The organism is Streptomyces aureocirculatus, from assembly GCF_000720475.1.
GTDB classification, from domain to species: Bacteria; Actinomycetota; Actinomycetes; order Streptomycetales; family Streptomycetaceae; genus Streptomyces; species Streptomyces aureocirculatus.
Map to the genome: position 1 here is coordinate 180,393 of NZ_JOAP01000015.1, position 26,870 is coordinate 207,262.

At 72.7% G+C, this 26,870-nt stretch carries 18 protein-coding genes and 1 tRNA gene; 8 read left to right on the plus strand and 11 right to left on the minus strand.

Going from position 1 to position 26,870, the window contains the following annotated elements:
* Positions 1–266: 266 nt before the first annotated feature.
* Positions 267–339 (minus strand) — tRNA-Arg (locus tag IG78_RS0115910).
* Between the two features lie 329 nt (positions 340–668).
* On the opposite strand from IG78_RS0115910, the gene IG78_RS0115915 reads away from it, so the two are divergent.
* The 7 genes from IG78_RS0115915 (at position 669) to IG78_RS0115945 (ending at position 10,463) form a co-directional block, all read left to right on the plus strand.
* Positions 669–2,318 carry a dynamin family protein gene (locus IG78_RS0115915; RefSeq protein ID WP_030563523.1) on the plus strand — a complete coding sequence of 550 codons (1,650 nt, stop codon included), beginning with the start codon at positions 669–671 and terminating at the stop codon, positions 2,316–2,318.
* Positions 2,319–2,323: 5 nt separating this feature from the next.
* Positions 2,324–4,720, plus strand: coding sequence for a YfjP family GTPase (locus tag IG78_RS0115920; protein ID WP_030563525.1), 2,397 nt, complete (start codon positions 2,324–2,326; stop codon positions 4,718–4,720).
* A 269-nt stretch (positions 4,721–4,989) separates the two neighbouring features.
* On the plus strand, positions 4,990–5,499 hold the full coding sequence (locus tag IG78_RS0115925; RefSeq protein ID WP_078964949.1) for a single-stranded DNA-binding protein: 510 nt from the start codon (positions 4,990–4,992) through the stop codon (positions 5,497–5,499).
* 324 nt (positions 5,500–5,823) lie between these two features.
* Positions 5,824–7,284, plus strand: a complete 1,461-nt coding sequence (locus IG78_RS0115930) for an LAETG motif-containing sortase-dependent surface protein (RefSeq protein ID WP_078964951.1) — start codon at positions 5,824–5,826, stop codon at positions 7,282–7,284.
* A gap of 347 nt (positions 7,285–7,631) precedes the next feature.
* Positions 7,632–9,296, plus strand: coding sequence for an energy-dependent translational throttle protein EttA (gene ettA / locus IG78_RS0115935; protein WP_078964953.1), 1,665 nt, complete (start codon positions 7,632–7,634; stop codon positions 9,294–9,296).
* Position 9,297: 1 nt separating this feature from the next.
* Positions 9,298–9,780: an acyl-CoA thioesterase gene (locus tag IG78_RS0115940; RefSeq protein WP_030563532.1), complete on the plus strand. Its 483-nt coding sequence runs from the start codon at positions 9,298–9,300 to the stop codon at positions 9,778–9,780.
* On the plus strand, positions 9,777–10,463 hold the full coding sequence (locus IG78_RS0115945) for a DUF8185 domain-containing protein (protein ID WP_030563534.1): 687 nt from the start codon (positions 9,777–9,779) through the stop codon (positions 10,461–10,463). Before IG78_RS0115940 ends, IG78_RS0115945 begins: the two co-directional genes overlap by 4 nt.
* 79 nt (positions 10,464–10,542) lie before the next feature.
* On the opposite strand, the gene IG78_RS0115950 is transcribed toward IG78_RS0115945, so the two are convergent.
* Complete coding sequence (locus IG78_RS0115950) at positions 10,543–10,947, minus strand: globin (protein ID WP_030563536.1); 405 nt, start codon at positions 10,945–10,947, stop codon at positions 10,543–10,545.
* Positions 10,948–11,032: 85 nt separating this feature from the next.
* Between IG78_RS0115950 and IG78_RS0115955 the strand changes: the two genes are divergently transcribed.
* Entirely contained in the window at positions 11,033–12,022 is a 990-nt protein-coding gene (locus IG78_RS0115955) for a methyltransferase domain-containing protein (protein WP_030563538.1), read from the plus strand.
* 48 nt (positions 12,023–12,070) lie between these two features.
* Here the strand turns inward: IG78_RS0115955 and IG78_RS45785 are convergent, their stop codons facing one another.
* From IG78_RS45785 to IG78_RS0116015, 9 genes are all read right to left on the minus strand, one after another.
* Positions 12,071–13,657 carry an FHA domain-containing protein gene (locus tag IG78_RS45785; RefSeq protein WP_225882023.1) on the minus strand — a complete coding sequence of 529 codons (1,587 nt, stop codon included), beginning with the start codon at positions 13,655–13,657 and terminating at the stop codon, positions 12,071–12,073.
* Between the two features lie 706 nt (positions 13,658–14,363).
* Positions 14,364–15,707, minus strand: a complete 1,344-nt coding sequence (locus tag IG78_RS0115975) for a vWA domain-containing protein (protein ID WP_030563546.1) — start codon at positions 15,705–15,707, stop codon at positions 14,364–14,366.
* Positions 15,708–15,843: 136 nt separating this feature from the next.
* On the minus strand, positions 15,844–17,364 hold the full coding sequence (locus IG78_RS0115980) for a PP2C family protein-serine/threonine phosphatase (protein WP_030563549.1): 1,521 nt from the start codon (positions 17,362–17,364) through the stop codon (positions 15,844–15,846).
* 2 nt (positions 17,365–17,366) lie between these two features.
* Complete coding sequence (locus tag IG78_RS0115985) at positions 17,367–20,165, minus strand: serine/threonine-protein kinase (RefSeq protein ID WP_078964957.1); 2,799 nt, start codon at positions 20,163–20,165, stop codon at positions 17,367–17,369.
* The gene (locus tag IG78_RS0115995) at positions 20,162–21,481 is read right to left on the minus strand and encodes a coiled-coil domain-containing protein (RefSeq protein ID WP_030563555.1); all 1,320 of its coding nucleotides are present in this window, start codon (positions 21,479–21,481) and stop codon (positions 20,162–20,164) included. Before IG78_RS0115995 ends, IG78_RS0115985 begins: the two co-directional genes overlap by 4 nt.
* A gap of 26 nt (positions 21,482–21,507) precedes the next feature.
* Positions 21,508–22,557 carry a glutamate ABC transporter substrate-binding protein gene (locus IG78_RS0116000; protein WP_078964959.1) on the minus strand — a complete coding sequence of 350 codons (1,050 nt, stop codon included), beginning with the start codon at positions 22,555–22,557 and terminating at the stop codon, positions 21,508–21,510.
* A gap of 17 nt (positions 22,558–22,574) precedes the next feature.
* Positions 22,575–24,017, minus strand: a complete 1,443-nt coding sequence (locus IG78_RS0116005; protein WP_030563560.1) for a hypothetical protein — start codon at positions 24,015–24,017, stop codon at positions 22,575–22,577.
* A 568-nt stretch (positions 24,018–24,585) separates the two neighbouring features.
* Positions 24,586–25,611 carry an N-acetylglucosamine kinase gene (locus tag IG78_RS0116010; RefSeq protein ID WP_030563562.1) on the minus strand — a complete coding sequence of 342 codons (1,026 nt, stop codon included), beginning with the start codon at positions 25,609–25,611 and terminating at the stop codon, positions 24,586–24,588.
* Positions 25,602–26,867 (minus strand): 6-phospho-beta-glucosidase, encoded by a 1,266-nt coding sequence (locus IG78_RS0116015; RefSeq protein WP_030563564.1) that lies wholly within the window; start codon positions 26,865–26,867, stop codon positions 25,602–25,604. Before IG78_RS0116015 ends, IG78_RS0116010 begins: the two co-directional genes overlap by 10 nt.
* Positions 26,868–26,870 lie beyond the last annotated feature (3 nt).

Below are 26,870 nucleotides of genomic sequence, written 5' to 3' on the forward strand. Positions count from 1 at the left end.
CGACTCGAGCCCGACCGGCACGCGTATCGGCAGGGGGTCGGCCCGCACGTGTGCCCCTCCTGAGCGTGTGTGGTGCTATCGCGCGATCACTGTAGCTGTGTCGCGATGCGGTCGAGCCTGCGGAGCGGTCACGCATGGGAACGAAGCGGCGGCGGGATATGTCCGTGCCCACGATCGCGGCCAGGCGAAGGCGCTTGCTCACGGAGCGATGTGCATCCGGACATAAAAGAGCCCCTCACGCGTTTCCGCAGGTGAGAGGCTATGTGCGCCCCCGGCAGGACTCGAACCTGCGGCCAAGCGCTTAGAAGGCGCCTGCTCTATCCACTGAGCTACGGGGGCCGGGTGGCGGCCGGTGGCCTGGAGCCCGGTGTGGCCTGGTCCGTGACCCTGCCGGGGGCCGTGGACCATGGACCGGGGACAAGGATAGGGCTCCTGATGGCTTGTCCCTGGTGCTTCACCTCCGCCGCGCGATGTGGAGGTTCGGTGAAGCGATCCTGATAATCGCAGGCAGGTGCGAATCTCGCATCGCTTTTGGCGTCTGGCGCCCCGGGTGTTGTGCACTCGTTATGCCTGCGCCCCAGTCGTCCCTCCCCTCGCGCGTGGTCCGATCGGCGCGCAGGGGTGCCCATATGCTTCAGAAAGCCGTCAAAATTGGGCATTCTTCGCATGTGGCGACCTTGGACGTACGGCCTCAATTGCTTGACGCGCTCTCCGCCCTGCGTGAGCGTGTCGCCGCCGCACGCTTTCCGCTCCCCCTGCCGGGGGCGCCACGCGCGCGGGCCAACCGGGACGAGCTGCTCGCACAGCTCGACGACTATCTGGTGCCCCGGCTACGGGCCCCCGAAGCGCCATTGCTGGCCGTGGTCGGGGGCTCCACCGGTGCCGGCAAGTCGACGCTCGTGAACTCCCTCGTCGGGCGGCAGGTCAGCGAGGCGGGCGTGCTCCGCCCCACCACTCGTACGCCCGTCCTGGTGTGTCATCCGGAGGATCAGCACTGGTTCTCCGGAGTGCGCGTGCTGCCCCACCTCACGCGCGTATGGGTGACCCGGAAGGACGGTGACGGGCGCGACAGGGCCGCCGCGGCGGCGGGCGGCGACAACGACCGGGCGCTGCGCGTCGAGACCGCCGACACGCTGCCCCGCGGCCTCGCCCTCCTCGACGCCCCCGACGTCGACTCCCTCCTCGCCGACAACCGCGTGCTGGCCGCCGAGCTGATCTGCGCCGCGGACGTGTGGGTCATGGTCACCACGGCCTCCCGGTACGCCGACGCCGTGCCCTGGCACCTGCTGCGCACCGCCAAGGAGCACGACGCCACCCTCGTCACCGTCCTCGACCGCGTCCCGCACCAGGTCGTCGGCGAGGTGTCACGCCAGTACGGCGCCCTGCTCACCAAGGCCGGACTCGGCGAAGTGCCCCGCTTCACCGTCCCCGAACTGCCCGAGTCGGCCGGCGGCGGCGGACTGCTGCCCGCCAGCGCCGTGGAGCCGCTCCGGGTCTGGCTCGCCCACCGCGCACAGGACCCGTCCTCCCGTAGGCAGGTCATCGAACGCACCGCCTACGGAGTGCTCGGTTCGCTGAACGCCCGCATGCCGGAGCTGGCCGGCGCAGTCGCCGCCCAGTACGCCGCCGCCCTGCGGCTCATCTCCGCCGTCGACGACGCCTACGAACGGGAGCACGCGCGCGTACGCGACCGGCTGCGGGCAGGTGCCGTGCTCGCCGGCGACGCCCTGAAACGCTGGCGCGCCTACCCGCTGGACTGCGGCCCCGACGAGCTCCTCGACGCCATCTCCGAGAGCCTGGAAGCGCTGCTCCTGTGTGCGGTCACCGCCGCCGACGAACGCATCGACGACGCCTGGCGGCACGAGCCAGCCGCCCGCGCCCCCGGACTCGCCCGCCGCGAAGGCCGCTACGAAAGGGCCCCTTACGAAGACGCCGAAAGACCCGAACACCGCATCGGCGTGGCCGTGCGGCGCTGGCGGCGCGAACTGGAGGAGCACGCCGAGGACGAGGTGCGCGCCCTCGACCGCGTCGACAAGGGCGCCCTGCCCGACGCCGACGTCGTCGCCGCGCTCCTCGCCACCGCCGTCCTCGGCGGGCGGCGGGCGCGCTCCGCGGGGGAGACCCTGGCCGAGCGCATCGGCGCCCACGGTGCCCTGCGGCTGCGTGACCGCGGCAACCGGCTCCTCGCCGACTACCTGGACAAGGTCCTCGGCGCGGAGCGGGAACGGCGCCTGGCCCCCCTCGACGCCCTCGACGTCAGCCCGGAGCCGCAGGCCGAACTCATCGCCGCGCTGTCCGTACTGCAGAAGGAGAGGTGACCGCGGTGACCGCCGTCACGGGCCACACCGACCACACAGGTCACAGCGATCGCACAGATCACAGCGATCGCACGGGTCACACCGACCTCACGGATCAGGCTGATCGCACGGATGATTCCTCTCGTTCGGATGATTCCTCGTGCGCCGATCGCGCTGGATGCGAGGGGCACGTCGAGGGGCGTCCTGGTGAGGCTGAGGCCGGGGACTCCGCCGGGCCCGCCGCCCATGCCGCCCGTGCCGCCGCGGGCACCACCGGTACTGCCGGACCCGGGGAGCCCGATGAGTCCCGGGAGTCCGGGGAGTCCGGGGGTTCCGGCGACCTCGCCGGCGTCCGCGCGGCGCGCGCCGCCCGCGCCGGGCAGGACGGCGAGAACGGCACCCGCGCGGGGCACGGTGAACGGGCTGCCGAAGTCGTCTGGGACGACGGTCTCATCGCCCGGAGGGTGACGCCCGGCACAGCCGCCGCGGACGCGGACGGGGAGCTGCGGGCGGCCATGAGAGCCAGGGCGGCCCGCGCCCTCGAACCCCCGGCCGGGCCGGTGGCGGCCCTTCCACCGGCCACGGGGCCATCGTCCACGTACACCGCCGACGCGTCGTCCTCGTGCACCGCCGGGTCAGCGCCTTCGTACACCGCCGGGGCAGCGTCCTCGTCCTTGTACGAGGGAACGTCGTCCTCGTACAACGCGGGATCGTCGTCCTCGTACAACGCAGGGACGTCATCCCCGTACGCCGCGGGATCGTCCTCCTCGTACAGCTCCTCCTCGCACAGCGGCGCCGCCACCTCCTCGGCGCACACGACCGTCGCCTACGAAGGCTCCTTGCGCGGCCGTCTGGAGGCCCTGCGTGAGCTCATCGGGCTGTCCCGGGCGCGGCTCGACAGCGCGACGCTCGCGGAGGCCGGACAGGTGCTCGACGAGGCCGCGGCGCGCCGGCGGCTTTCCGACAGGCACACCGTCGTCGCCCTGGCGGGTGCCACCGGCAGCGGCAAGTCGACGCTGTTCAACGCGCTGGCCGGGGTGGCGATCTCGGAGACCGGCGTCCGCAGACCGACGACCGCCGCCCCCATCGGGTGCAGTTGGACGGATGGTGCCGCCCCGCTGCTCGACCGGCTCGGCATCCCCGGGCGGCTGCGCAGACGGCCCCTCCAGGGGCCCGACGCGCAGGCGCTGCAGGGCCTCGTACTGGTCGATCTGCCCGATCACGACTCGGCGGCCGACGGCCACCGCGAGCACGTCGACCGGATCCTCGGGCTCGTGGACGCGGTGATCTGGGTCGTCGACCCCGAGAAGTACGCCGACGCGATGCTGCACGAGCGCTATCTGCGACCCATGGCGGGCCACGCCGAGGTCATGTTCATCGTGCTCAATCAGATGGACCGCCTCCCCGGAGACGCCGCCGACCTGGTCCTCGACGATCTGCGGCGGCTCCTCGACGAGGACGGCATCGCCCTCGGTGAGCACGGCGAACCCGGCGCCACCGTGCTCGCGCTGTCCGCGCTGACCGGTGACGGCGTCGGTGAACTGCGTGAATCGCTCGGCCAGTTCACGCGCGAGCGGGGGGCCGCGGCGCGGCGCGTCGAGGCGGACCTGGACGCCGCGGCGGCCCGCCTGCGGCCCGTGTACGCCTCGGGGGTGGGGTCCGCCTCCGCGCGGGGCGCGATCGGGCTCAGCGAGGAGGCGCGCGACGAGTTCGCCGACCGGCTCGGGGAGGCGGTGGGCGCGGTGGCGGCAGGCCAGGCCGCCGAGCGTGCCTGGCGCAGACACGCGAACAAGGCCTGCTCCGCGCCCTGGCTACGGCTGTGGCGCTGGTACGAGGCGAAGCGCTTCCCCTACCACACCGGCAAGCACGTGGTGCCGCCCCCGGTGGACAAGGAGGCCACGGCACGCGCGCGCGTGGAGCACGCCGTACGCACCGTGGCCGACGCGGCGGCGACCGGACTGCCCACACCCTGGGGACAGGCCGTACGGGAGGCGGCCGCGCGCGGCGCGCAGGGGCTGCCCGAAGCCCTCGACGAGCTGGCCCTGCGGGCGGCACTGCCGGGCGGGCGGCCACCGCGGCCCGGATGGTGGCCGGTCGCGGTCCTGGCGCAGGCCGTGATGACGATGCTTCAGGTCGTCGGCGGGCTGTGGCTGATGGGGCAGATCGTCGGGGTCTCGGAGCCGAACCTGGGCGTCCCGGTGCTCCTGATGGTCCTGGGCATCGTCGGCGGCCCCCTCGTGGAGTGGGCGAGCCGGATGGCGGCACGCGGTCCGGCACGGCGGTACGGCTACGAGGCCGAGCGGCGGCTGCGGGAGGCCGCTGCCGGGTGCGGTCGGGCCCGGGTCCTCGATCCGGTGGCGGCGGAGCTGTTGCGGTACCGGGAGGTGCGGGAGCAGTACGTGCGGGTGGCTCAGCGGGGGTGAGGGTCCCTGGGGGCGGGGAGGCGCGGGGCGCGACGGCGGGAGGGGGGTGCGGGGCGGCGCGTAACGGCGGTGCGGGGTGGCGGCGCGGAGCGGCGGCGCGGATGGGGGAGGGGAAGCGGAAGTGCGCCTTCGGGTGGCGGAGTTGTCCACAACCGGCCGGTAGCACACAGGCCTCAGCGGGCTCGGCACGGCGGGGTGCAATCTGAATCCGCGGTCGCCGAAGCCGTGCGGGACAGGCCCGCACGACCGGGGACGAGGGAGGGGTCGGCATGAACGACACGATGGTGACGGTGGTGGGGAACGTGGCGACGACGCCGGTGTTCCGTGAGCTGCCGTCAGGACCGGTGACGCGCTTCCGCATCGCGGTGACGGCACGGCACTTCGACCGGACACGGAACGCCTGGTCGGACGGGCACACCAACTTCTTCACGGTGTGGGCCAGGCGCGCGCTCGGCGTCAACGCGCAGGGCTCGCTCTCCGTGGGCGAACCGGTGATCGTGCGGGGGCGCTTGCGGGTGCGGGACGAGGAGCGGGGCGGGCAGCACTGGCAGTCCGCGGACATCGACGCCCACGCGATCGGACACGACCTCGCACGAGGTACGTCCGCGTTCCGGCGCGCGGGCAAACCGGCCCACTTCTCCCAGCAGGACCGAAGTGCCGATCCAGAGGCGGCGGATGAGCCGGAGTTCGAACTGCCCCCGCCGCGGAAGACGGGCGGGGAAGGGAAAGCGGACTCGGAAGAGGCCGAGCGGGAGCTGGACGCCGCCCCGGTCGGGTGAAGAGACCGCACAAGTCCGGTGAGGACGCCGCACCGGTGGGGTGAGAGTGGTGTGCGGAGGTCGGTCGAAGATCGAAGCGGAACCATTGATTTGTCGATATACCCAGCTCAGAAGGGGGGTTATCGATAACGATTCCGATTCGGATCGGTTGTCGGGCCGAACTCCTGGGAACCGCGATGCGCTACGTCCTTAGGATGCCGGGCGTGGCTCCGTGTGGCGGTTGAGGCCTGAACGGGGCGATCGGCAGATGAATCTGCTCGGTTGAATCTGCTGGCGGGGCCAGTCCCCCCTCATGTGAATGGGTCCCGCCCGGAGGGGATTTCTGTGTTTTCTGCGTTCTCGGAGCGCCCCGCGGTCAAGGCGCTCGCCAAGTCGTCGCCGCGCCGCGGGGGTGCGGGCCGCCTCGCCGCCGTCGCGGCCGTGTCCGGGCTCGCCCTGGCCGGCCTGACGGTCCCCGCTGCCGCGGCCACGGTGGCGGACACCCCGCAGTACCGGGGCGGGGCGAGTGCGACCCTCATGGACCTCAAGACGCACGGCCAGGCGGTCATACGGGAGGACGGCGGCAGCCGGCGGATACCCGCGGGCCTCTTCGAGATGTCCGTGGACAACGGCGGCACCCTGCAGACGTACTGCGTCGACGTCCACAACCCCACGCAGAAGGACGCGAAGTACCGGGAGACGCCCTGGCGCGGCACGTCCCTGAACGGCAACGCACGCGCGGGCAAGATCCGCTGGATCCTCCAGCACTCCTACCCCCGGGTGAACGACCTCGCGCAGCTCGCACGCAAGGCGGGCGCGAAGTCGCTCACCGCGGAGGCGGCCGCGGCGGGCACGCAGGTGGCGATCTGGCGGTATTCCGACAAGGCCGACGTGCAGGCCGTCGACCCGCGGGCGGAGAAGCTCGCGGACTACCTCCAGCGCAGCGCCCACAACAGTCCCGAACCGAAGGCGTCGCTGACGCTGGAACCGCCGGCCGTCGCCGGGCGCGCGGGCGAGCGCATCGGCCCGGTGACCGTGCGGACCGGCGCGGAGAGCGTGACCGTCACACCGCCCGCGGACTCGGCGAGCGGCGTGCGGGTCGTCGGTAAGGACGGCAAGCCGGTCAAGGCGGCCCGCGACGGCAGTCGGCTCTTCTTCGACGTGCCGAAGGGCAGCCCGGACGGCATGGCCGCCCTTGAGGTGCAGGCGTCGACGACCGTGCCCGTCGGACGGGCCTTCACCTCCGAGACCCGCAGCCAGACACAGATACTCGCGGGGTCCAGCGAGTCGACGGTGTCCGCCGTCGCGACCGCCCACTGGGCGCAGAAGGGTGCGATACCCGCGCTGTCCGCGGAGAAGAACTGCGCCGACCGTGGCGTGGACATCACGGCGAGCAACAAGGGAGACGCCCCGTTCACCTTCCGCCTGATGGGGGCCGAGCACACCATCGAGGCCGGTGCGAAGCGGACGGTGACGATACCGCTGCAGGAAGACCAGGCCTACGACTTCACGATCACGGGACCCGGCGGATTCCAGAAGAGGTTCGCGGGAGTCCTCGACTGCAGGACCGAGGGCAGCGCGGACGACGTCGGCGGCAAGGCACAGCCCGCGTCCGAGCCGAGCCCCGCCTCGGCAGGCGGTACGTCCGGGGGCGGTGACCTTGCCGAGACCGGCGGATCGAACGCGACGCCTCTGATAGCGGGCATCGCGGCCGTCATGGTCGTGGTCGGCGGCGGCGCGGTGTTCTTCCTGCGCAGGAAGAACGACACGACGGGCGCGGCACGAGCGTCCTCGTCCGAGGACTGAGGGGCCCGTCTCCCGAGGGCTGAGGGAACCCCCCTCTCCCGCGGACTGAGAGGAAACCCCGCCCTCTCGGACAGTCAGTGACAGGTTGATAAACAGGGGCATGCTGGCGAGCCAGTGACTCCGCTGACTGCTCAAGCAGGTCGGCGGCCATCGAAGCCGGGCCGTCCCTGGGCCGTGCGAGGCTGCTCGGCAGTGGCTGTCGTCGACAGTCGGTGACAGATCAGCTACCGGGGTGTGCTGGGAACGTCCAGGTCACGACCCCCGGCCAGTACTGGTTTCCTCCGGGAGGTGGCTGTCAGGCAAGATGGGGTGTATCTGCCCACACACTGATTGCCGGACGGTTCCTCTTGGCTGAGTACATCTACACCATGCGCAAGGCGCGCAAGGCGCACGGCGACAAGGTGATCCTGGACGACGTCACCTTGAACTTCCTGCCCGGCGCGAAGATCGGTGTCGTGGGTCCGAACGGCGCCGGTAAGTCCACGGTGCTCAAGATCATGGCGGGTATCGAGCAGCCGTCGAACGGTGACGCGTTCCTTTCGCCCGGCTACACGGTCGGCATGCTCCTGCAGGAGCCGCCGCTCGACGAGTCCAAGACCGTCCTGGAGAACGTGCAGGACGGCGCCGCCGAGATCATGGGCAAGCTCAGGCGGTTCAACGAGGTCGCCGAGCTGATGGCGACGGACTACTCCGACGCCCTCATGGAGGAGATGGGCAAGCTCCAGGAGGACCTCGACCACGCGAACGCGTGGGACCTGGACACCCAGCTCGAGCAGGCCATGGACGCCCTCGGCTGCCCGCCCGGCGACTGGGCCGTCACCAACCTCTCCGGTGGTGAGCGCCGCCGCGTCGCGCTGTGCAAGCTGCTCCTGGAGGCGCCCGACCTGCTGCTGCTCGACGAGCCCACCAACCACCTGGACGCCGAGTCCGTGCAGTGGCTGGAGCAGCACCTCGCGAAGTATCCCGGCACCGTCGTCGCCGTCACCCACGACCGGTACTTCCTGGACAACGTCGCCGAGTGGATCCTCGAGCTGGACCGCGGCCGCGCGCACCCGTACGAGGGCAACTACTCCACGTACCTCGACAAGAAGGCCACCCGCCTCAAGGTCGAGGGCCAGAAGGACGCCAAGCGTGCGAAGCGTCTGAAGGAAGAGCTGGACTGGGTCCGCTCCAACGCCAAGGGACGGCAGGCCAAGTCCAAGGCGCGACTCTCCCGCTACGAGGAGATGGCCGCCGAGGCCGACAAGATGCGGAAGCTGGACTTCGAGGAGATCCAGATCCCGCCGGGCCCGCGCCTCGGCAACATCGTCGTCGAGGTCGAGAACCTCTCCAAGGCCTTCGGCGACAAGGTGCTCATCGACGACCTGTCGTTCACGCTGCCGCGCAACGGCATCGTGGGCGTCATCGGCCCGAACGGCGCCGGCAAGACCACGCTGTTCAAGATGATCCAGGGCCTGGAGACCCCGGACTCCGGGAACATCAAGGTCGGCGACACCGTCAAGATCTCCTACGTCGACCAGAACCGCTCCAACATCGACCCCAAGAAGACGCTCTGGGCGGTCGTGTCGGACGAGCTGGACTACATCAACGTGGGCCAGGTCGAGATGCCGTCGCGCGCGTACGTCTCCGCGTTCGGCTTCAAGGGCCCGGACCAGCAGAAGCCCGCGGGCGTGCTCTCCGGCGGTGAGCGCAACCGGCTGAACCTGGCGCTGACCCTCAAGCAGGGCGGCAACCTGCTGCTCCTCGACGAGCCCACCAACGACCTCGACGTCGAGACCCTGTCGTCGCTGGAGAACGCGCTCCTGGAGTTCCCGGGCTGCGCGGTCGTCGTCTCCCACGACCGGTGGTTCCTGGACCGGGTGGCCACGCACATCCTCGCCTACGAGGGCGACTCCAAGTGGTTCTGGTTCGAGGGCAACTTCGAGTCGTACGAGAAGAACAAGATCGAGCGCCTCGGCGCGGACGCGGCCCGGCCGCACCGCGCCACGTACAAGAAGCTCACCCGGGGCTGACATGGCCCGACACCTCTACAACTGCCCACTGCGGTGGTCGGACATGGACGCCTTCGGGCACGTCAACAACGCCGTCTTCCTGCGGTATCTGGAAGAGGCGCGGATCGACTTCATGTTCCGGCTCTCGACCGAGGACGAAGGGCCCTCGTTCTCCGGCGGGTCCGTCGTGGCGCGGCACGAGATCGACTACCTGCGGCCATTGGTGCACCGGCACGAGCCGGTGACCATCGAGTCATGGGTCACGAAGATCGGTGCCGCCTCGCTGACGGTCTCGTACGAGATAAAGGACCCCGAGCCGGGCGGGCAGGTGTACGTACGGGCCTCGACGGTCGTCGTGCCCTTCGACCTGAAGGCGCAGCGTCCGCGGCGGATCACCGCCGAGGAGCGGGCCGTCCTTGAGGAGTACCGCCCCGAGAACGCCGCCGGAGCCGTGGGCGCCGCGGCGGTCCGGGGCGCGGGCGGTTCGGGGGCGCTCGTCGCATGACCGTGCGACTGCACCTCGCCGATGCCGGGGAAGCGGCGGATCTCGCCGCCTTCCTGGCCCGGCTGATCCATTACGACAAGGCGGCCGCGGTGCGGCTGCAGGCCATGGGGGACACCCTCGCGGTGTTCGGACGGCCGCCGTCGTTCGAGGTGCTCGCCATTCGTACGGCGCGCCTCGCCAAACCGTACGAGCACGGACTCGACAAGTCGCTCGACATCACCGTCTCCGCGGGCGAGTTGCTGGAGCGCGTGGCGGACGCGGACACGTCCGTGGAGACGGCGGGGACCGTCGTCGTGCCCGCCGCCGTCACGGGGCCGCCGTGGGCGGGGGTGCTGCCGCCCCGGGGCGGGTGGCGGCAGGTACCTGGGCTGCCCCCGATGGGGGAGGTGCGGGCCCTGGTGAAGGCGGCTGTCGCCGAATTCCGGGCGCGGGTCGAGGAGTTGGCGCCTGAGCGGCGGGTGCGGAGTGAGCTGGACCGGGTGGGGCGGGAGATCTGGGCCCGGTGTCTGGGCGGGACCGAGGTGCCCGTGCGGGCCGCGCATGCCGCGCAGGCCTTGGGGTTCTTGCGGGGCGACGTCATCGACCTGCTGTCGGCCGGGCACTGGCTGCGGTTGCGTACGCCCTACGGGTCCGTCGCCCTGCGTCGGGCGGGGGTCGGGGCGCTTTCCGTCACGCCCACATAGCGGCGCCGTACGCCGGGGCTGTGCCCACCCGTTCCGCCCTGGGGAACGCCTGCCCACAGCGGGAACGGGTGGGACGGGCTCAGTCGGGGGTGTTCAGCATGGAGGCTGCCGCGTAGGTGAGGTAGCTCCAGAGGGTGTGTTCGTGTTCCTCGGAGAGGTTCAGGGTGTCGACGGCTGTGCGCATGTGCTTGAGCCAGGCGTCGTGGGCCTCCCTGTTGACCGTGAAGGGCGCGTGGCGCATGCGAAGGCGCGGGTGGCCGCGGTTGTCGCTGTAGGTGCGGGGGCCGCCCCAGTACTGCATCAGGAACAGCGCGAGGCGCTCCTCGGCCGGGCCCAGATCCTCCTCCGGGTACATCGGCCGGAGCAGCGGGTCCTCCGCGACTCCCTGGTAGAACACGTGCACCAGGCGCCTGAAGGTCTCCTCGCCGCCGACCTGTTCGTAGAAGGTCTGCTCCTGAAGCGTGCCGCGCGGGATCTCATTCACCCCTCCATGGTCTCAGACACGCCGGACGAGGACGGAAGGCTTAGGACCACTCGCATCGGGCGGCCACGGGCAGCACAGTAGGGGTATGGGTGCGCACGCTCCGCTCGGCAGGGAACCCGACCCCGCGCAGGCCGCCGAGGCGCGGGCCGCACTGGTGCGGGAGATCGAGGCCGGCGGGGCCTGGGACCACGATCCTGCCTGGCGGGAGGCGTTCCAGGCGGTGCCGCGCCACCTCTTCGTGCCGTACTACTACGTGAGCACGACCGGTGCGTACGAACGGCTGTGGGGCGAGGACCCCGATCCGGTACGGCGGGCGCGGTGGCTGCGCGGCGCGTACGCGGACGCGCCGCTCGCGACCCGGGTACGGGACGGCGAGCTGGTCTCCTCCAGCAGCCAGCCCTCGCTGATGGCCAAGATGCTGGTGGAGCTCGCGGTCGGTGACGGGGCCCGGCACGACGTACTGGAGATCGGCGCGGGTACGGGCTACAACGCGGCGCTGCTCGCCCACCGGCTCGGGGACGAGCGCGTCACGACCGTCGACCTCGACCCCGACATCACGGAGTCCGCGCGGCAGCACCTCAGGACCGCCGGGTACCGGCCTGCCGTGGTCACCGGTGACGGCGCCGGGGGCTGCCCGCAGCGGGCGCCCTTCGACCGGATCATCGCGACCTGCTCGCTGGACGCGGTGCCGCGGGCCTGGCTCGCGCAGTGCCGTCCGGGCGCGCGGGTGCTCGCGCCGCTGGCGACGGGGCTCATCGCCCTGCGGGTCACGGACGCCGAGCACGCTCAGGGGCGCTTCCTGCACACGCCCGCGTACTTCGTGCCGCTGCGCGGCGGCAGCGGCCGGACCCGGCCGGAGCAGCACATCGGCGGGCTGCCCCGGCGCGCGCTGCAGAACGAGCTGTTCCGGTTCCTGCTCGAACTCACCGCGGGCAGCCTCGATCCGTACGAGGCGCTCGCGCTGTGGCAGCGGGAGCGGCGGCCCGTGCGGGAGCGCTTCGGGGTCACCATCAGCGGAGAGTACGAGTGGGCGTGGCTGGACGACCCCGAAGGGCCGTACGCCTGGCCGCTGTGAGGCGGTCGCCGGGCGTACGGCCCTTCGGGGGCCCCGTAGGGGTCGGTCTCAGTCGCGGCGGACGGTGATCGTCGTCCAGGCGCCCACATGCACCCGGTCACCGTCCTGGAGCGGGACAGGGACGAAGGGCTGGATGGGCTCCTCGCCACCGTTGACCGTGGTTCCGTTGGTCGAGTTCTGGTCGACGACCGCCCAGTTGCCGTCCGGCTGCTGGACCAGGACCGCGTGCTGGTGCGAGACGCCCGGGTCCTCCGGCGGCACCGCCAGGTCGATGTCGGGGGTGTCGCCGGTGGAGTGGCGGCGGCGGCCGATCGTGATCTGGTTGCCGATCATCGGACGCTGCTGCTCCGGGGAGTACGCGGGCAGGTTCAGACCCGCGGCCTCGGGGCCGCTGCGCCGCATCATCGCCATGAAGTACTCACGGTCGGGACCGATGGTCGCCGTCCAGGTACCCGGGCCCTGCGGCTGGGGCGGCGGCTGCGACTGCTGCTGACCGGGGCCAGGGCCGGGGTAGCCCTGCTGGGGCTGCTGGGACTGCTGCGCCGGGCCGCCGGGTCCGCCCTGGCCGGGGCCGCCCTGACCACCGGGGCCGCCCTGGCCGGGGGCCGTGGACGACGGGGGCGAGATCATCCAGTCGTCACCGCCGCCTCCGCCGCCGAAGGGCTGCGCGGACGGGCCGCCGGGTCCGCCCTGGCCGGGCGGGGGCGGGCCCTGCGGCGCGGTGGTCTCCTGCGGGTACGCGGGGGGTGCCGGGGGGCCGCCCTGCTGGTGGAAGGCCTGTGGGGCCCCGGGTGGGTTCGAGCCGGGGCCACCCGGGCCGCCGGGGGTGTTGGGACCGCCGGGGCTGTTGGGGCCGCCGGTGTTGCCGCCGCCGTTGCCGAACGGCGGGATCGGCTCCGCCGGGCGGTTCATCTGTGAGGGGCGGGAGCCCTGGTAGTCGAGGCCTTCCTGGCCGGGGCCGGGTCGGCCGCCTTCGGGAGCGCCGGGGCCGTTCGGGCCACCCGGGGCGCCGGGACCGCCCGGGCCACCGGGGCCGCCGGGGCCGGGAGGGGGCGGGGGAGGGCCCTGGTGGAACGGCTGGCCGCCGGGACCGCCAGGCCCACCGGGGCCGGGGCCGTGTCCGCCGGGGCCGGAGCTGCCGGGACCGCCATGCCCGCCGGGACCGGAGCTGCCGGGGCCGGGGCCACCAGGACCGCCGGGACCAGGTCCACCAAAGCCGGGCCCGCCCGGGCCGCCGGGGCCGGGGCCGTGCCCGCCGGGCCCACCAAAGCCAGGCCCGCCAGGCCCACCGGGGCCCCCAGGGCCACCAGGACCGAATCCACCGGGTCCCCCGGGGCCGCCGGGCCCGCTCGTGGGCAGCGGCGGATTAGGCGCGGCAGGCGTGTACGACGTGGCCGTACCCGTCAGGAAGTTCCACCGGCACTCCTCGCAGAACGGGGCGTTGGACTCGCGGGGCGTGCGGCACTGGGGGCAGAGCTCGGGCTCGCCGCCGCGGTCCGGGACAGCGGACAGATGCGGGCGGCCGGGCTGACCGGGGCCACCGGGGCCTCCGTGCGGGCCAGGCCCACCGTGCTGACCGGGACCACCGTGCTGGCCGGGACTGCCAGGCTGACCCGGGCCGCCGGGAGCACCCAGGCCCCCGTGCTGGCCGGGACCTCCGTGCTGACCGGGACCACCAGGCTGCCCCGGGCCGCCGGGACCACCGGGGCCTCCGTGCTGACCGGGACCACCGGGCTGGCCAGGACCAACGGGACCACCGTGCTGGCCGGGACCACCCGGACCCCCGTGCTGACCAGGGCCCCCGGGCCCACCGGGGCCGCCATACGGACCGGGACCACCCGGCTGACCAGGACCCCCCGGCCCACCGGGGCCACCGTGCTGACCGGGACCGTGCTGGCCGGGACCACCAGGCTGCCCCGGCGCAGGCGGATATCCGTACCCGGCGGGCTGCCCGGGGCCACCGTGCTGACCAGGGCCACCGTGCTGCCCAGGATCACCGTGCTGGGCGGGACCCCCCGGCTGACCGGGACCCCCCGGCTGACCGGGACCCCCCGGCTGACCGGGGCCACCAGGCTGGCCGGGACCACCGTGCTGGCCCCCCGCAGGCGGCGGATACCCGTACCCAGCGGCCGGAGGCGGCGGGGGAGGCGGCGGAGGTACGGCACCGGCCATGCGGTGACCGCAGACCTCGCACCAGTCGTCGGAACCCGACTGGTGTCCGTTCGGGCAGGTCGGCATGTCGGCGCTTCCCCCTCTCCTTCTCCGGCCCGAGGGCCGTAGGCACTGCTTGCGTTGCGTTCCGTTGCTTCCGCGGGCGCGGGCGCGGGACCGGCAGGGCGTACTACTTCTTCACGCGGACCGTCTTCGTCGAGCGCGTTTCGAGCGTCATCTCGTCCGCCTCGGCGACCCGCGCCTTCAATCGAACAGTACCTGTCGCGGCGTCGACCACGTCCACCACCTTGGAAAGGAGCTTGGCGGTGTCCTCGTTGCCGGAGGCGCTCGCGAGCTGAACGGCACGGCCCAGCTTGGCCGTTGCGCCGTCGAAGTCGCCCGATTTGCGGGCGTCGAGACCCTGTTGGATGGCTTGTGCCAGTTCCGCCTGGCCTGTGTAGTGCGCGACCTGCGGATTGATGCAGGTGGAGGACGCCATGTCATCCGTCCAGACCGCCCTGACCAGGCCCTGGGACAGGGTCTGCACGGTGCCGTCCGCGGCCGGTACGACCAGCGAGACCCGGGCCGCGAGCATCTCCTGGCCGAGCTCGGCACCGGGGACGCGGACGCATACGTGGTAGTCACGGGACTCGTCGCCCCAGGACCCCGTGGGGTAGTCGCCCGCACGGGGACCCGCCTCGGTGCGGCGGTCGGTCAACTCCTCGACCGTGGGTGCCACTTGCTTGACGTACATGATCTCCACGCCCATGGGTGTCCACAGCCGCAGGCTGACGTCGGCGACCTCCTTGCCCATGGCCGCCTCCATCATCTGTGTGAAGTCGGCGGCGAGCCCCGCGGGGTCGGCGACGATGTCGGCGCTGCCGAGCAGGGCCGAGGCGATGCCTGTGACCTCTTTCACTTCCCAGTCGGTGCCGACGCCGCGGGCGTCACAGGTGAACCGGCCCGCGCAGGCGTCGAGGGAGGCGCGCAGATCCTCGGGTGACTCGTGTTCGTTGCGGCCGTCGGTGAGCAGGATGCCGTGTCTGATGGCGACGTCGGCGGAGGCGAGGAGCCGGTCGGCCAGGCGCAGCCAGGTGCCGATGGCGGTGCCGCCGCCCGCGCTGAGTTTGCGCAGCGCCTCCTTGGCCTGGGCGCGCGTCTGCGGGCTCGCGACGGCGAGGCGGCCGCCGCCGGGGTAGATCTCCTTGGCGATGTGGGTGCCGCCGATGACGGCGAAGTGGACACCGTCGCGTACGGCGTCGACGGCGGCGGCGGTGGCGTCGCGGGCGCCGCGCATCTTCGTCGGCGGGTAGTCCATGGAGCCCGAACAGTCGACCATGATCGCGACTGCGGCGTCCGGGCCCTGGGCGGCGGAGTACAGGTGGGGCGCGCCGACCGCGGAGCCGACCGTGCCGCCGCCGGTGGAGGTGACCGTGGCGATCGCGTTGACCTCCCGGCCGCCTTCGGGCAGGTACTCGTTCTGGTACACGTCCACAGTGAACTGCGGAACGTTCGACTTGGAGAAAATGGCCATGGACGTTGCTCCCCCCTAGGACTTTCTTCCACAGACCTCGTGAGACCGGACCTGGTGAGACCGGACCTCGTGCCGCCGGACTTCGTGCCGCCGGACCCCGCGCCGCCGGACGTCGTGCCCCCCACCGCCGCCCGCGCTAGGCCGATCCTGCCCCCCGCGGCGCGACCGGGAACGGCAGGACCGCCACTGTTACGTTGTCGTGGCCGCCGCCGTCGAGGGCGTGGCCGACGAGCACCCGGGCGCTGTGCAGTGGGCGCAGGGCGGCGTCGGCGGGCACGGCGCGGGCCATCTCCTCGGCCGCTTCCGCGTAGTTCCACAGGCCGTCGGTGCACACCACCACTACACCCGGACGGTCCGGTTTGAAGGAAGCGGTGTGCGGCTCCAGTTCGTAGGCGTCCGCGCCGAGCCAGCCGGTGATGGCATGGGCCCGCTCGTCGGCGTAGGCCTCGGCCTCGTTCATGAGGCCCGCGGCGACCATCTGGGCGGCCCAGGAGTCATCCTCGGTGAGGCGGACGGTCGGCGCCGTGCGGTCGGCCGGCACCCAGTACGCGCGGCTGTCGCCGACCCAGCCGATGACCAGCAGACCACCGGCGACGACGGCACCGACGAGGGTGCAGGCGGGGGCGTTCTGGTGCGGCTGGTGCTCGCGGGCCCCGTGGGGTTCCTCGGCGAGGGCGTTGACGGCCTCGGAGGCGGCGACGATCGCCTCGTGCATGGCCTGTTGCGGGTGCGTACCGCGCGGCAGGGAGTCCTTGAGCGCGAGGTCGGCGGCGCGGGACGCGGCCATGGAGGCCTCGTCGGGCCTGGTCGCGGAGGAGACGCCGTCGCAGACGATGGCGACGACGGCGGGCGAGCCGTCCGGCAGCGCGGTCGAGGAGATCGTGAAGGCGTCCTCGTTGCGGTGGTGCCTGAGGCCGCGGTCGCTGACGGCCGCCACGGTGTCGAGTTCCTGCTCCATGTGGTCCCGTTCGCGCGGCTGTGCGTGGCCGCAGTTCTCGCAGTAGCCGTCCGGGGCGACGTGCCCGGAGCGGCAGGCGACACAGAGTTTGGTGCCCGCGGGCGGCGTCGGCGTCCCGGCCTCCGTCCTTTCGGCGGGCGGTGCTCCCGGGGCGGCGGGAGCGGGCAGCGGGTAGTCGTCCGGCTCGGCGGGCGCCTCGCCGGGAGCGGCCTGCCCGGCCCGCCCTGGGGACGCGTGCTCCGACGCCCCCGGTACGGCACCCGCGAGGTCACCGCCCGCGGAGTCGGTGCCGGGCAGGTCCGCGGACCGGTGGGTCGGCGCCGGAACATGGGAACTGTCCACCTCGGGCGCCACGGGCCACTCGGCCGGAGCCGGAGCCGGAGCCGGAGCCGGAGCCGGAGCCGGAGCCGGAGCCGGAGCCGGAGCCGGAGCCGGAGCCGGAGCCGGACCCGGACCCGAAACCGGAACCGGAACCGGACCCACGGCAGGAGACGCGGCCGGAGGCTGAGGCGGCGGCGGCGCGGCCGACGCCGGCCCCGGAGGCATCCCGTTGATCGCGAGGGTGGGGCGGTCCACCGGCGGCTCAGGAACCGCGGAGAGGTCGTACCCGCACGCGCCGCAGAACAAGTCGCCCGACTCCAGGGGCTCCTCACAGCTTGGACACGTCGACAAGGCCGCTGGTCGGTGCATCTGCGACATCTTCACACCCACGTCCGAGGGCGGAAACGGTTTGCCCGTTCCACCAGTTCGATCCTTTCCTCGCCACCCTGTGCGAGCCGGGCAAGGGTCCGGTACGACCGTTCGAGACCGAACCTGAGGCCGCGCTCGTCCAGCTCGCTGCCGAGCAGCACGGTCCCCGTATGCCCCGCACCCGGTGCCGACGGCCCGGAGGCACCGCCGGAACGGCTGCCGGAGTGGCTAACGGAGAGTACCCAGTCGAGCGCCGTGCCGAGCACTTCCGTCGACAGGCGCTCTCTGCGCACCGCGTCGAGGCCGAAGCCCGCGAGCGCCTCCACCTGCCCCGCGGCGGCCGTCAGGTCGTCCAGGAACCGGGCCCCGGGCCCGGCCTCCGTGTCGAACCTCATACGCTGCCGCAGCCGCGCCCGCACCGCCGCCACCCGGGCCGCGGTGTAGTGGATCGAGGACTCCGGCACCGACTCCAGGGTGCGTACGGCATCGCTCCGGTCGCCCGCGGCGAGCTGCACCCGGGCGAGTCCGAACGCGGCGCTGACGTAGCTCGGGTCCGTCGCCCACACCAGGCGGTAGTACTCGGCGGCGTTGTCGAGCTGGCCGAGCACCTCCGCGCAGACGCCGAGGGCGAGCTTGGGGGCGGGTTCGCCGGGGAAGGCGTCGTACACCGCGTCGAAGGAGAGCGCGGCGATCTCGTGGTCGCCGGTGGTGAGCGAGGCGACACCCCGGTACCAGATCACCCGCCAGTCGTCGTGGTGGTCTATCTCCAGGGACTCCAGGGTCCGCGCGGCGGCGGCGTGTTCGGTCATGGTGAGGCGGGCGCGCAGCTCGCGCAGGCGCAGCTCGGGGGAGTTGGCGGGCGCGGCCCCGAGCGCGGCGATCAGCTCGCTGCCCGCGGAGTCCACGAGCCCGGCGAGGAAACCGGCGTTGGGGTCGCCCGGATCGACCCGCGGCACGGGCAGGGCGAGGGCAGCCGCCGCGGCGTCCAGCGGACGCACCATGGACGCGGGGGTGACACCCGCCGCCCCGGCCCCAGGCGCCCGCCCGGTCTGCCCGGCACCGGCGGCCCCCACAGCCCCAACGGCCCCAAGAGCCCCAACGGCTCCGGCCCCAACGGCCCCCACACCCCCGGAAGCCCCGAAGCCCGAGCCTTCCCCGCCGCCGCCGAGCAGCGCACCGGCACCGGAGGACGGCCCCCCGGGCGCGGGGAGCCCCAGCGCGTTCACAGCCCCCCGGCCCGGCAGCTCGACGCCGCCCGGCGTACCGGAACCGTCTCGCGTCCCGAGCCCGCGCGCCCCGAAGACCGACACCTCGCCCGCGAGTTCCGCGAACAACTCCGTGTCCGTGACCTTGACTTCGGGGCCGAACAGCGTGGAAAGGGCGGGCCGCGGCCGACCGCTCTGCACCGCGACGACCTCCCGCAGCACACCGGTCAGTTGCTCGGCCATCTCCTGCGCGGAGGAGAAACGGCGGGCCGGGTCGGGGTCCGTGGCGCGCACGAGCAGCCGGTAGAACGACTCGTACGTGCGGAAGACCTCGATGTTGTCGGGGTCGGGCAGGGAGTCCGCGAAGACGTTCGTGTACCCCTGGAAGTCGAAGGTGAGGACGGCCAGGGTGCGGGCGACCGTATAGAGGTCCGACGCCACCGAGGGACCGACCTCGGAGACCTCCGGGGCCTGGTACCCCACCGTGCCGTAGATCGCCGACTCGTCGTCGTCCATCCGCCGGACCGCGCCCATGTCGATGAGCTTGAGCTGGTCCTCGGTCTGGATGGCGTTGTCGACCTTGAAGTCGCAGTACAGCAGGTTGCGGCTGTGCAGATGGCCGAGGGCCTCCAGGGCCTCGATGCCGTACGCGCAGGCCTGCTCCACCGGCAGCGGATCGCGCTTGCCGCTCGCGGTGCGGCGGCCGTTGGCGATCTCCTTGAGGGACTTGCCGCCGACGTACTCCATGACGATGTAGCCGTCCATGGAGCCGGTGCGCTGGTCCAGGTGCTCGACGAAGTTGTAGATGCGGACGATGTTGGCGTGCTCGATCTCGGCGAGGAAGCGCCGCTCGGAGATCGCGGCGGCCATCGCGTCCTGGTCGCCCGTGTCGAGCAGGCCCTTGAGCACCACCCAGCGATCGGACACCGCGCGGTCCACGGCGAGGTACACCCAGCCGAGCCCGCCGTGCGCGAGGCAGCCCACGACCTCGTACTGGCCGTGCACGATGTCACCCGGGTTCAGTTTGGGCACGAACGAGTACGGGTGGCCGCACTTGGTGCAGAAGCCCTCCGTGCGCCCGGGGCGTTCGCCGCGGGCGCGGCCCACGGGCGCCCCGCAGTCGGAGCGCGAGCAGAAGCGCTTCCTCTCGGGCACCTCGGGCTTCTCCTGCACCGCGCCGCGCGGGTCGGGTCGGGGCACCTGCGGTACGGAGACCAGGCCGACGCCGAGCGCGCTGCGGCCGGAGGAGGCCGCCGCCAAGCCGGAGCTGCGCACCGACACCGAGCGCGCCGAGGTACTCCCCGACCTGCCCGACAGGGAGCGCGAGAGCCGCCCCGAGACGGAGCGGCGCGACGACGCGGAGCGCGAGGAACGCGTGCTGCCGCGGGTGCCGACGCTCGCCGAACCACGCGCGCTGCGCCCGCTCCGTCCGCTGCGCCCGCCGACCGTGATGCCCGTCGCCGGGGAGCCCACCATGCCGCTCGCGGACACGACGGGGGCTAGGCCGCACGTGTCGCAGTACAGTTCGCCGCCGCCCACGTCCTCGTACGAACCCGTGCACTGGGGCCGCTGACAGGGCTGCTGTCCGCCGGTCCGCTCACTCATGCTTCCCCCCTCCGGTCGGTGGGCCCGCCCTGCTGCGAAACCCTGGACGCAAGCGCGTCGGCCGCCGCCTGCTGATAGCGCAGGACCGCCTGCTCGGCCACGCGCAGGTCACAGGGCGCGCTCCAGAGCATGCGGCGCGCCGCGTCGTACCGCTCGATCAGGAACGGGTCCTCGGCGAGGCCGTGCCGGGCGACCTTCGCCTTGTACGCGTCGAGGCGGCCGCGCAGTTCGGCGCGCACCGCGAGCGGCGCGGTCACCGCGGTCAGCGACTCGCGGGCGCGCAGGAGTTCGTCCTCGGCCTTCTCCTCCAGGGACTCAAGGAGCGGGGAGAGACGGTGCCACTGGGCGTTCCTGCGGTAGTCGGCGGCCATCGCCAACTGCTCCTGGAGCGCCGTGGGCGGCCCGGAGACCGCGGGCACCTCGGAGGCGGCGATCTTCGCGAGCACCTCGCCGCGCGCGGAGCGTGCCTCGGCGAGCGTGCGGTCCGCGCGGGACAGCAGGTCGCGCAGCCTGCCGAGACGCGCCTCGGCGTCCTGGCGGACCGTGAGCACGGCGTCGATCTCGCGGCGCACGTCCTCCAGGGCGCGGGCCGCGTGGTCGTAGCGGTCGGTGTGCGGGCGGCCGCCGCCGGGGGCCGAACTGCCCTTGGCCGGCTGCCAGAAGGCCAGCGGGTCGCAGATCACCTGCTCGCGCAGGGCCGCCAGCTCGTGCGTGATGTCCTCCAGGTCGTCCCCCGAGGGGTGTTCCCCGGGGCGCACGCCCACCGAGTGCGCGAGCCTGCGGGTGCGCTGGAGTTCGGCGGCGAGCAGGTCGATGCGGGCGGGCAGCGCGGACCACACGGCGTCGGCGGCGACGACCATGTCAAGGGAGTGCGCGTACAGATCGTTCATACGGGCGACGAGCTCTTCGAGGGTGAAGCGCTCGGTGAGCTTCGCGGGGCCCGTGATCGACGGCGCGGCCCCGGACGCCGAGCCGCCCGCGACGGTGACGCTCTGCCCGCGAAGGAGCCGCGTCAGCTCCTGGAGGTCGTCGCGGTTGGGCCAGCGCCTGCGCTCACGGACCTCGCGTGCGGTGCGCAGCGTGCCCGCGTACGCGTCGAAGTACGTCCACAGGAGCGTGATCTGGCGTTCGGCGGCCAGCCAGCGCTCCTGGGTGGTGCCGGTGAGCTTCGCGCCTTCGAGGAGGCGGCGGCCCGCGTGGTCCTGGAGGGCGAGGAGCGACGTCTCGATCGCCTCGTGCTCGGCGTCGAGCCGCACCAGCGCACGGTCCACCTCGTCCCGGTCCATCACAGAGCCGGGGGGTCCCGCGACGCTCATCGATCACCTCTCCGCTCCACTTGTGGTCAGTCCTTGTACTTCGGCTTCGGCGGGCCCGCCGACTTGCCGAGGTCGGCGGCGAGCCACTTGTCGTACGCGGCCCGCCAGCCGTCCTTCTTGTCGTCGCGGAAGTCGTCGAGCACCGCGTTCACCCGGCGCACCAGGTCGTCGGCGTCCTTCTTCATCGCCACGCCGTAGTACTCCGTGGTGAACGGCTTGGCTCCCTTCAGCTCCACGGTCGGGTCCTGGGCGGCCTGACCGGCGGCGAGCGCGCTGTCGGTGACCACCGCGTCCACTTCACCGAGCTGAAGCCTTACCAGGCAGTCGAGTTGATTGGGCACCGTGGTCTTGATGTCGGCACCGAAGCTGTTCTCCTTGAGCGCCGCCTCCGCCGTCGAACCGGCCGCGGAGCAGATCCTCTTGCCCTTCAGGGAATCGTCGTAGCCGGTGATGCCGGACGACTTGGGGGCGAGGACCTGCTGCCCGGTCTCGAAGTACGCGGTGGAGAAGGCGACGTCCTTGATGCGGTCGCAGTTGATCGTCATCGTGCGCACGACCATGTCGACCTGGCCGCTCTGGATCGCGGGAACGCGCTGGTTGGTGGGGATGGCGCGGAACACAACGGCGTCGCGGTCACCGAGCAGCCGCTCCGCGATCTCGTGCGCCAGGTCGATGTCGAAGCCCTCCAGTTCGCCGACGCCCTTGTTCGGGTCGCGGTACCCCCAGCGGTAGCTGTTCTGGTCGACGCCGACGACGAGCTTCTTGACCTTGCGCTGCTTGATCTTCTCCAGCGTCGGTCCGTCCTCGCTGTCGGGCCGCAGGCTGCGCTCGGGGGCCTCACAGTCGTCCGCGCGGGCGGGCGCGGCCTGCGACACCGGCTCGCCGCCGCGCGAACCCGGCACGCCGCTCGGGCCGTTGTCGCCCCGCCACTGCGGCAGGGCGAGCACGAGCGCGGCCGCGAGGAGGCAGGCGAACGCCATCGTGGCCACCCCGCCCCAGCCGCGAAGGACCGCGGCGCCACCCGGTCGGCGCCCCCGGACGCCGTGCCGTCCGCTCTTGTCAGGTCGCGTACGCATGGTCCGCGCGCCCCCTATCACCGGTACTCCGAAAGCCTGCGGCCGATGCCGAGCACGGCGGCGGTCGCGCCGAGCACCGCGAGCACGGCGACGCCCACCGGCAGGCCCGCCATGGCGCCCTTGCCGTCCTTGGCGGCGCGCTGGAACTCGTCCTGTTCGTGCGCGAGCGCGGTGTCGAGGGCCGCGTCCACATTGTCGAAGGACTCGCCGGTCGGCTCGGCGCCGTCGGCGCCTATGACCTTGTCCAGCGCGCCTTCGTAGTCCCCCGAGTCGTCGCTCGCGCGGGCCGACCTGTGGCGGTCCTGCCATTCGGTCACGTTGTTCGCGGCCGCCTTCAGCGGGGCCCTGCCCGCGTCGTCGTCGGCCAGCTCCGCGGCCTCGCCGAGGAGTCCGCTGCCGCCGTCCGCTCCGGCGAGCCGCTTCATCTGCTGCTGGTAGGCCACGTCGAACTTGTCCTTCGTGGCGCTGCCGACGGCGACGGTCTCGGCGCCCCTGCTGACCAGGGTCAGGTTCTCGTTGCCGCGGGCCTTCAGGGAGCTGATGCGGGCGTCGTTGAGCACGTTCAGGGACTTCACTCCGTGGTCGTACGACTCGTTCAGGCCGGAGCGGGCGAAGGTGTGCCCGGCGAGCAGCCACAGGAGCGCCACCGCGGCGGCCGTGGTGGCGGCGAGCAGGCCCGTGTTGAACACCCGGTTCGTACGCCGGTAGTTGCGGTGCTGGGCCAGGGCGAGCGCCGCGAGGGCGAGGACGCCGAGGGCGATGGCGGGCCAGGGGTAGGGCTTGGCGTCGGCGTAGTCGTCGGCCAGGCGCTCGTTCTCCGCCTTGTAGAGCTTCTCGGCGGCGGGGAGCATCCGGGTCTGCATCGTGTCGTTCGCGTACCGCAGATAGGCGCCGCCCAGGGGCAGGCCCTGGCGGTTGTTGGCGCGGGCACGCTCGATCAGGGCCGTGTACTGGGGGAGGAGCGTGTTCAGGCGGCTCACGGAGGCCGCCGATGAGGAGTCCGAGCCCGCGTTCGACGCGGCTGTGGCGAGCTTCTCGCCTGCGCGTTCGATGTCACGCTGGTAGCGCTCGCGGACCTTCGCGGGCTCCTGGCCGCCGGCCAGGAAGCCACTGGACGCGGCCGTGTTGGCATCGGCCAGGGAGCGGTAGATGGCGGCGGCGTCGTTGCTCAGCGGCTGGCTGCGGTTCAGGACGCGGTCCGCGGCGTCCGCGCGGGTGGTGGTCTGCCAGGCGGTGACCGCGCCGAACGCGAGGAGCAGGGCCGCGAGGAGCGCGCCTATGGCGCGGAGCCTGCCCGGCTCCGTCGTCGCCGCCGCGCGCAGGCGGTCCACGCCTTCGGCCCACGCCGTGCTTCTCGCCGGCGGGGGCGCCTGCCGCTGGGGTGTTCGCTCCAACTGGGGCGGGAGATGCGGGCGGGTCGGCGCGGGTGCGTGCGGTGGTGCCTGTGGTGGGTGTGTCACCTGACCTTGACCTCCCCCTTGGTCCTCTCGGTCTTCGGACGGTCCTTCCTTCCGGGCCGGGTGCTTGTGGCTGCGGAAGTGGTGTTCGGCCGCAAGTATCGCCGCCAGGACTGACATCCGCACATGCCTTGACTGGATCTTGTACGGATTGGTGCCCACCGGGCACCTTTGAACACGCTGCGTAGGTGTGTTCGGTTCCGGGGGTGGGGTGGTCCGTGCGGGTCGGCCTTCGCGGGGCGCCCCAGTCCCACCCCTTCTCCGAAACCGGGGGCTGCCGCCCCCTGGACCCCCGCTCCATCGACGCTCCGCGCCTCGTCCTCAGGCTCCCCCAAGCTCTTAAGGAGCAGGGGTACCCCCTTGACGGGCTGAAAGATCCCCACCGGAGGCGTTGAAGGACCGCCCCCGGGCTGAAGTCTCGCCCGAGAGCCTGCGATCTCGCCGGACGAGCTTCGCACTCAGCGGACGGGTTGAAACTCTGCCGCAGCGGCGAGAGTTTCAGCCCGTCCGGCGATTGAGGACGAGGCGCGAAGCGCCGATGAGGGGTCAGGTGCGGCCTGCCGGTGAGGGGTCAGGTGCGGCTCGCCGGGAGGGTGTAATGGGCGCGGGCCCGGGCGTATGCGGACGCCGGGGCACCCATCTCGTCCAGGCCCAACAGGATCGCGCCCAGAACGGGACGTTCGGCCACGACGCGGGGCACCGCTTTGGGGGCGCGCTCGGCGAGGCGCGTGCGGACGCCGTCGTCGAGGCGGTGGTGGCGCGCGGCCAGGACGCCGCCGCCGAGCAGGACGGGGGCGGTCTCGTCCAGGAGGCCGAGCCGGTCCAGGGCGACCACCGACATGGCGACGACCTCCTCGGCCATGCGGTCCACCAGGGAACAGGCGACCGAGTCGCCGTCGGCGGCCACGGCGAACAGGACGGGGGTGAGTTCGTGCTGCCGGACGGCGGGGATGTGTCCCAGGTGCAGCGCCTCGATGAGCGCGTACATGGAGGGCAGGCCGAAGTGGGCCGGGAGCGCGCCCATGAGGGCGGTGGCCCCGCCCCGCCCGTCCTCAGCGCGCGCGGCGTGCCACAGCGCCTCCTGGGCGAGGGCACCGCCCCCGCCCCAGTCCCCGGAGATCTTGCCGATCGCGGGGAAGCGGGCGGTGCGCCCGTCGGGAAGCATGCCCACGCAGTTGATGCCCGCCCCGCACACCACCGCGACCCCGCGCGGCTCGGCGTCCTCGACGAGGCCCGCGCGGAGTATCGCGAAGGTGTCGTTGCGTACGTCGACGCTGCCGCCCCAGTCGCGCCGGCGCACCGCCTCCGCCAACTCCCGCTCCTCGACCGGCAGGTCCGCGTTGGCCAGGCACGCCGAGACATGGCCGACGGAGGACATGCCCGCCTCGGCGAGGGCCCGGGACACCGCGTCGGCGAGGACGTCCACGGCGGGCTCCACGCCCATCTGCGGGGGCTGGAACCCGCCGCCACGGGCCGCGCCGACGACCTGCCCTTCGGCCGTGACCACCGCTACGTCTGTCTTGCTGTTGCCCGCGTCGATGGCGAGCACCGTCCCGGAGGCCCCGGGGCCCGTGCCGTGCGGAGTGCTCAGGCCCACGCGAGGTGCTCCCGGTTGTGTGCGATCAGCTTGTCCGTGAGCTGCTCCGCGTACGCGTACTGGCCCACCAGGGGGTGGGCGAGCAGGGCCTTGAAGACGCGGTCGCGGCCGCCGTGCAGGGCGGCGTGCAGCGCCAGGTCCTCGTACGCGGTGACGTTCGCGATCAGGCCCGAGAACAGCGGGTCGAGGGCCGGGACGGCGAGCGGGGTGGGGCCGGAGGCGTGCACGGACGCCTGCACCTCGATGACCGCGTCGTCGGGGAGGAAGGGGAGTGTGCCGTTGTTGTACGTGTTCACCACCTGGTACGGGCTTCCGCCGCCGCCCAGGAGCGATGCCGCGAGGTCCACCGCAGCCTCCGAGTAGAACGCGCCGCCGCGCTTGGCGAGCAGCTCCGGCTTCTCGTCCAGGGACGGGTCGCCGTACATCTCCAGGAGCTGCTTCTCCATCGCCGCCACCTCGGCGGCCCGCGACGGCTTGGTGCGCAGTTCCTCCACGACTGCGTCGTGCTGGTAGAAGTAGCGCAGGTAGTAGGAGGGGACCACGCCGAGGCGGTCCACGAGCGTCTGCGGCATGCGCAGGTCCTCGGCGATGGCCTCGCCGTGCTCGGCGAGCAGCCTGGGCAGGACGTTCTCGCCCTCGGGGCCGCCGAGGCGGGCGCCCAGTTCCCAGGTGAGGTGGTTGAGGCCGACGTGGTCCAGGTGCACCCGCGCCGGGTCCACGCCCAGGTGCGCGGCGAACTTCCGCTGGAAGCCGATCGCGACGTTGCACAGGCCGACGGCCTTGTGTCCGGCCTGGAGCAGGGCGCGGGTGACGATGCCCACGGGGTTGGTGAAGTCGATGATCCACGCGTTCGGGTTGGCGCGGCGGACGCGTTCGGCGATGTCGAGGACGACGGGGACCGTGCGCAGCGCCTTGGCGAGGCCGCCCGCGCCGGTGGTCTCCTGGCCGACGCAGCCGCAGTCAAGGGGCCAGGTCTCGTCCTGCTGCCTGGCCGCCTGGCCGCCGACGCGCAACTGGAGCAGGACCGCGTCGGCGTCGGCGACGCCCGCGTCCACGTCGGACGTCGTGGTGATCCGGCCCGGGTGGCCCTGCTTGGCGAAGATGCGCCGTGCGAGGCCGCCGACGAGTTCCAGGCGGTCGGCCGCCGGGTCGACGAGGACGAGTTCCCCGATCGGCAGGGTGTCCCTCAACCGGGCGAAGCCGTCGATGAGTTCGGGTGTGTAGGTCGAGCCTCCGCCGACCACTGCGAGCTTCATTAC

Excerpts from the sequence above, each read along its gene's own strand:
- IG78_RS0115925 (WP_078964949.1), top strand. The coding sequence starts at position 4,990 with ATGAACGACACGATGGTGACGGTGGTGGGGAACGTGGCGACGACGCCG.
- IG78_RS0115940 (WP_030563532.1), top strand. The coding sequence starts at position 9,298 with ATGGCCCGACACCTCTACAACTGCCCACTGCGGTGGTCGGACATGGAC.
- IG78_RS0115945 (WP_030563534.1), top strand. The coding sequence starts at position 9,777 with ATGACCGTGCGACTGCACCTCGCCGATGCCGGGGAAGCGGCGGATCTC.
- IG78_RS0115955 (WP_030563538.1), top strand. The coding sequence starts at position 11,033 with ATGGGTGCGCACGCTCCGCTCGGCAGGGAACCCGACCCCGCGCAGGCC.
- IG78_RS0115975 (WP_030563546.1), bottom strand. The coding sequence starts at position 15,707 with ATGGCCATTTTCTCCAAGTCGAACGTTCCGCAGTTCACTGTGGACGTG.
- IG78_RS0115980 (WP_030563549.1), bottom strand. The coding sequence starts at position 17,364 with ATGTCGCAGATGCACCGACCAGCGGCCTTGTCGACGTGTCCAAGCTGT.
- IG78_RS0115985 (WP_078964957.1), bottom strand. The coding sequence starts at position 20,165 with ATGAGTGAGCGGACCGGCGGACAGCAGCCCTGTCAGCGGCCCCAGTGC.
- IG78_RS0115995 (WP_030563555.1), bottom strand. The coding sequence starts at position 21,481 with ATGAGCGTCGCGGGACCCCCCGGCTCTGTGATGGACCGGGACGAGGTG.
- IG78_RS0116000 (WP_078964959.1), bottom strand. The coding sequence starts at position 22,557 with ATGCGTACGCGACCTGACAAGAGCGGACGGCACGGCGTCCGGGGGCGC.
- IG78_RS0116015 (WP_030563564.1), bottom strand. The coding sequence starts at position 26,867 with ATGAAGCTCGCAGTGGTCGGCGGAGGCTCGACCTACACACCCGAACTC.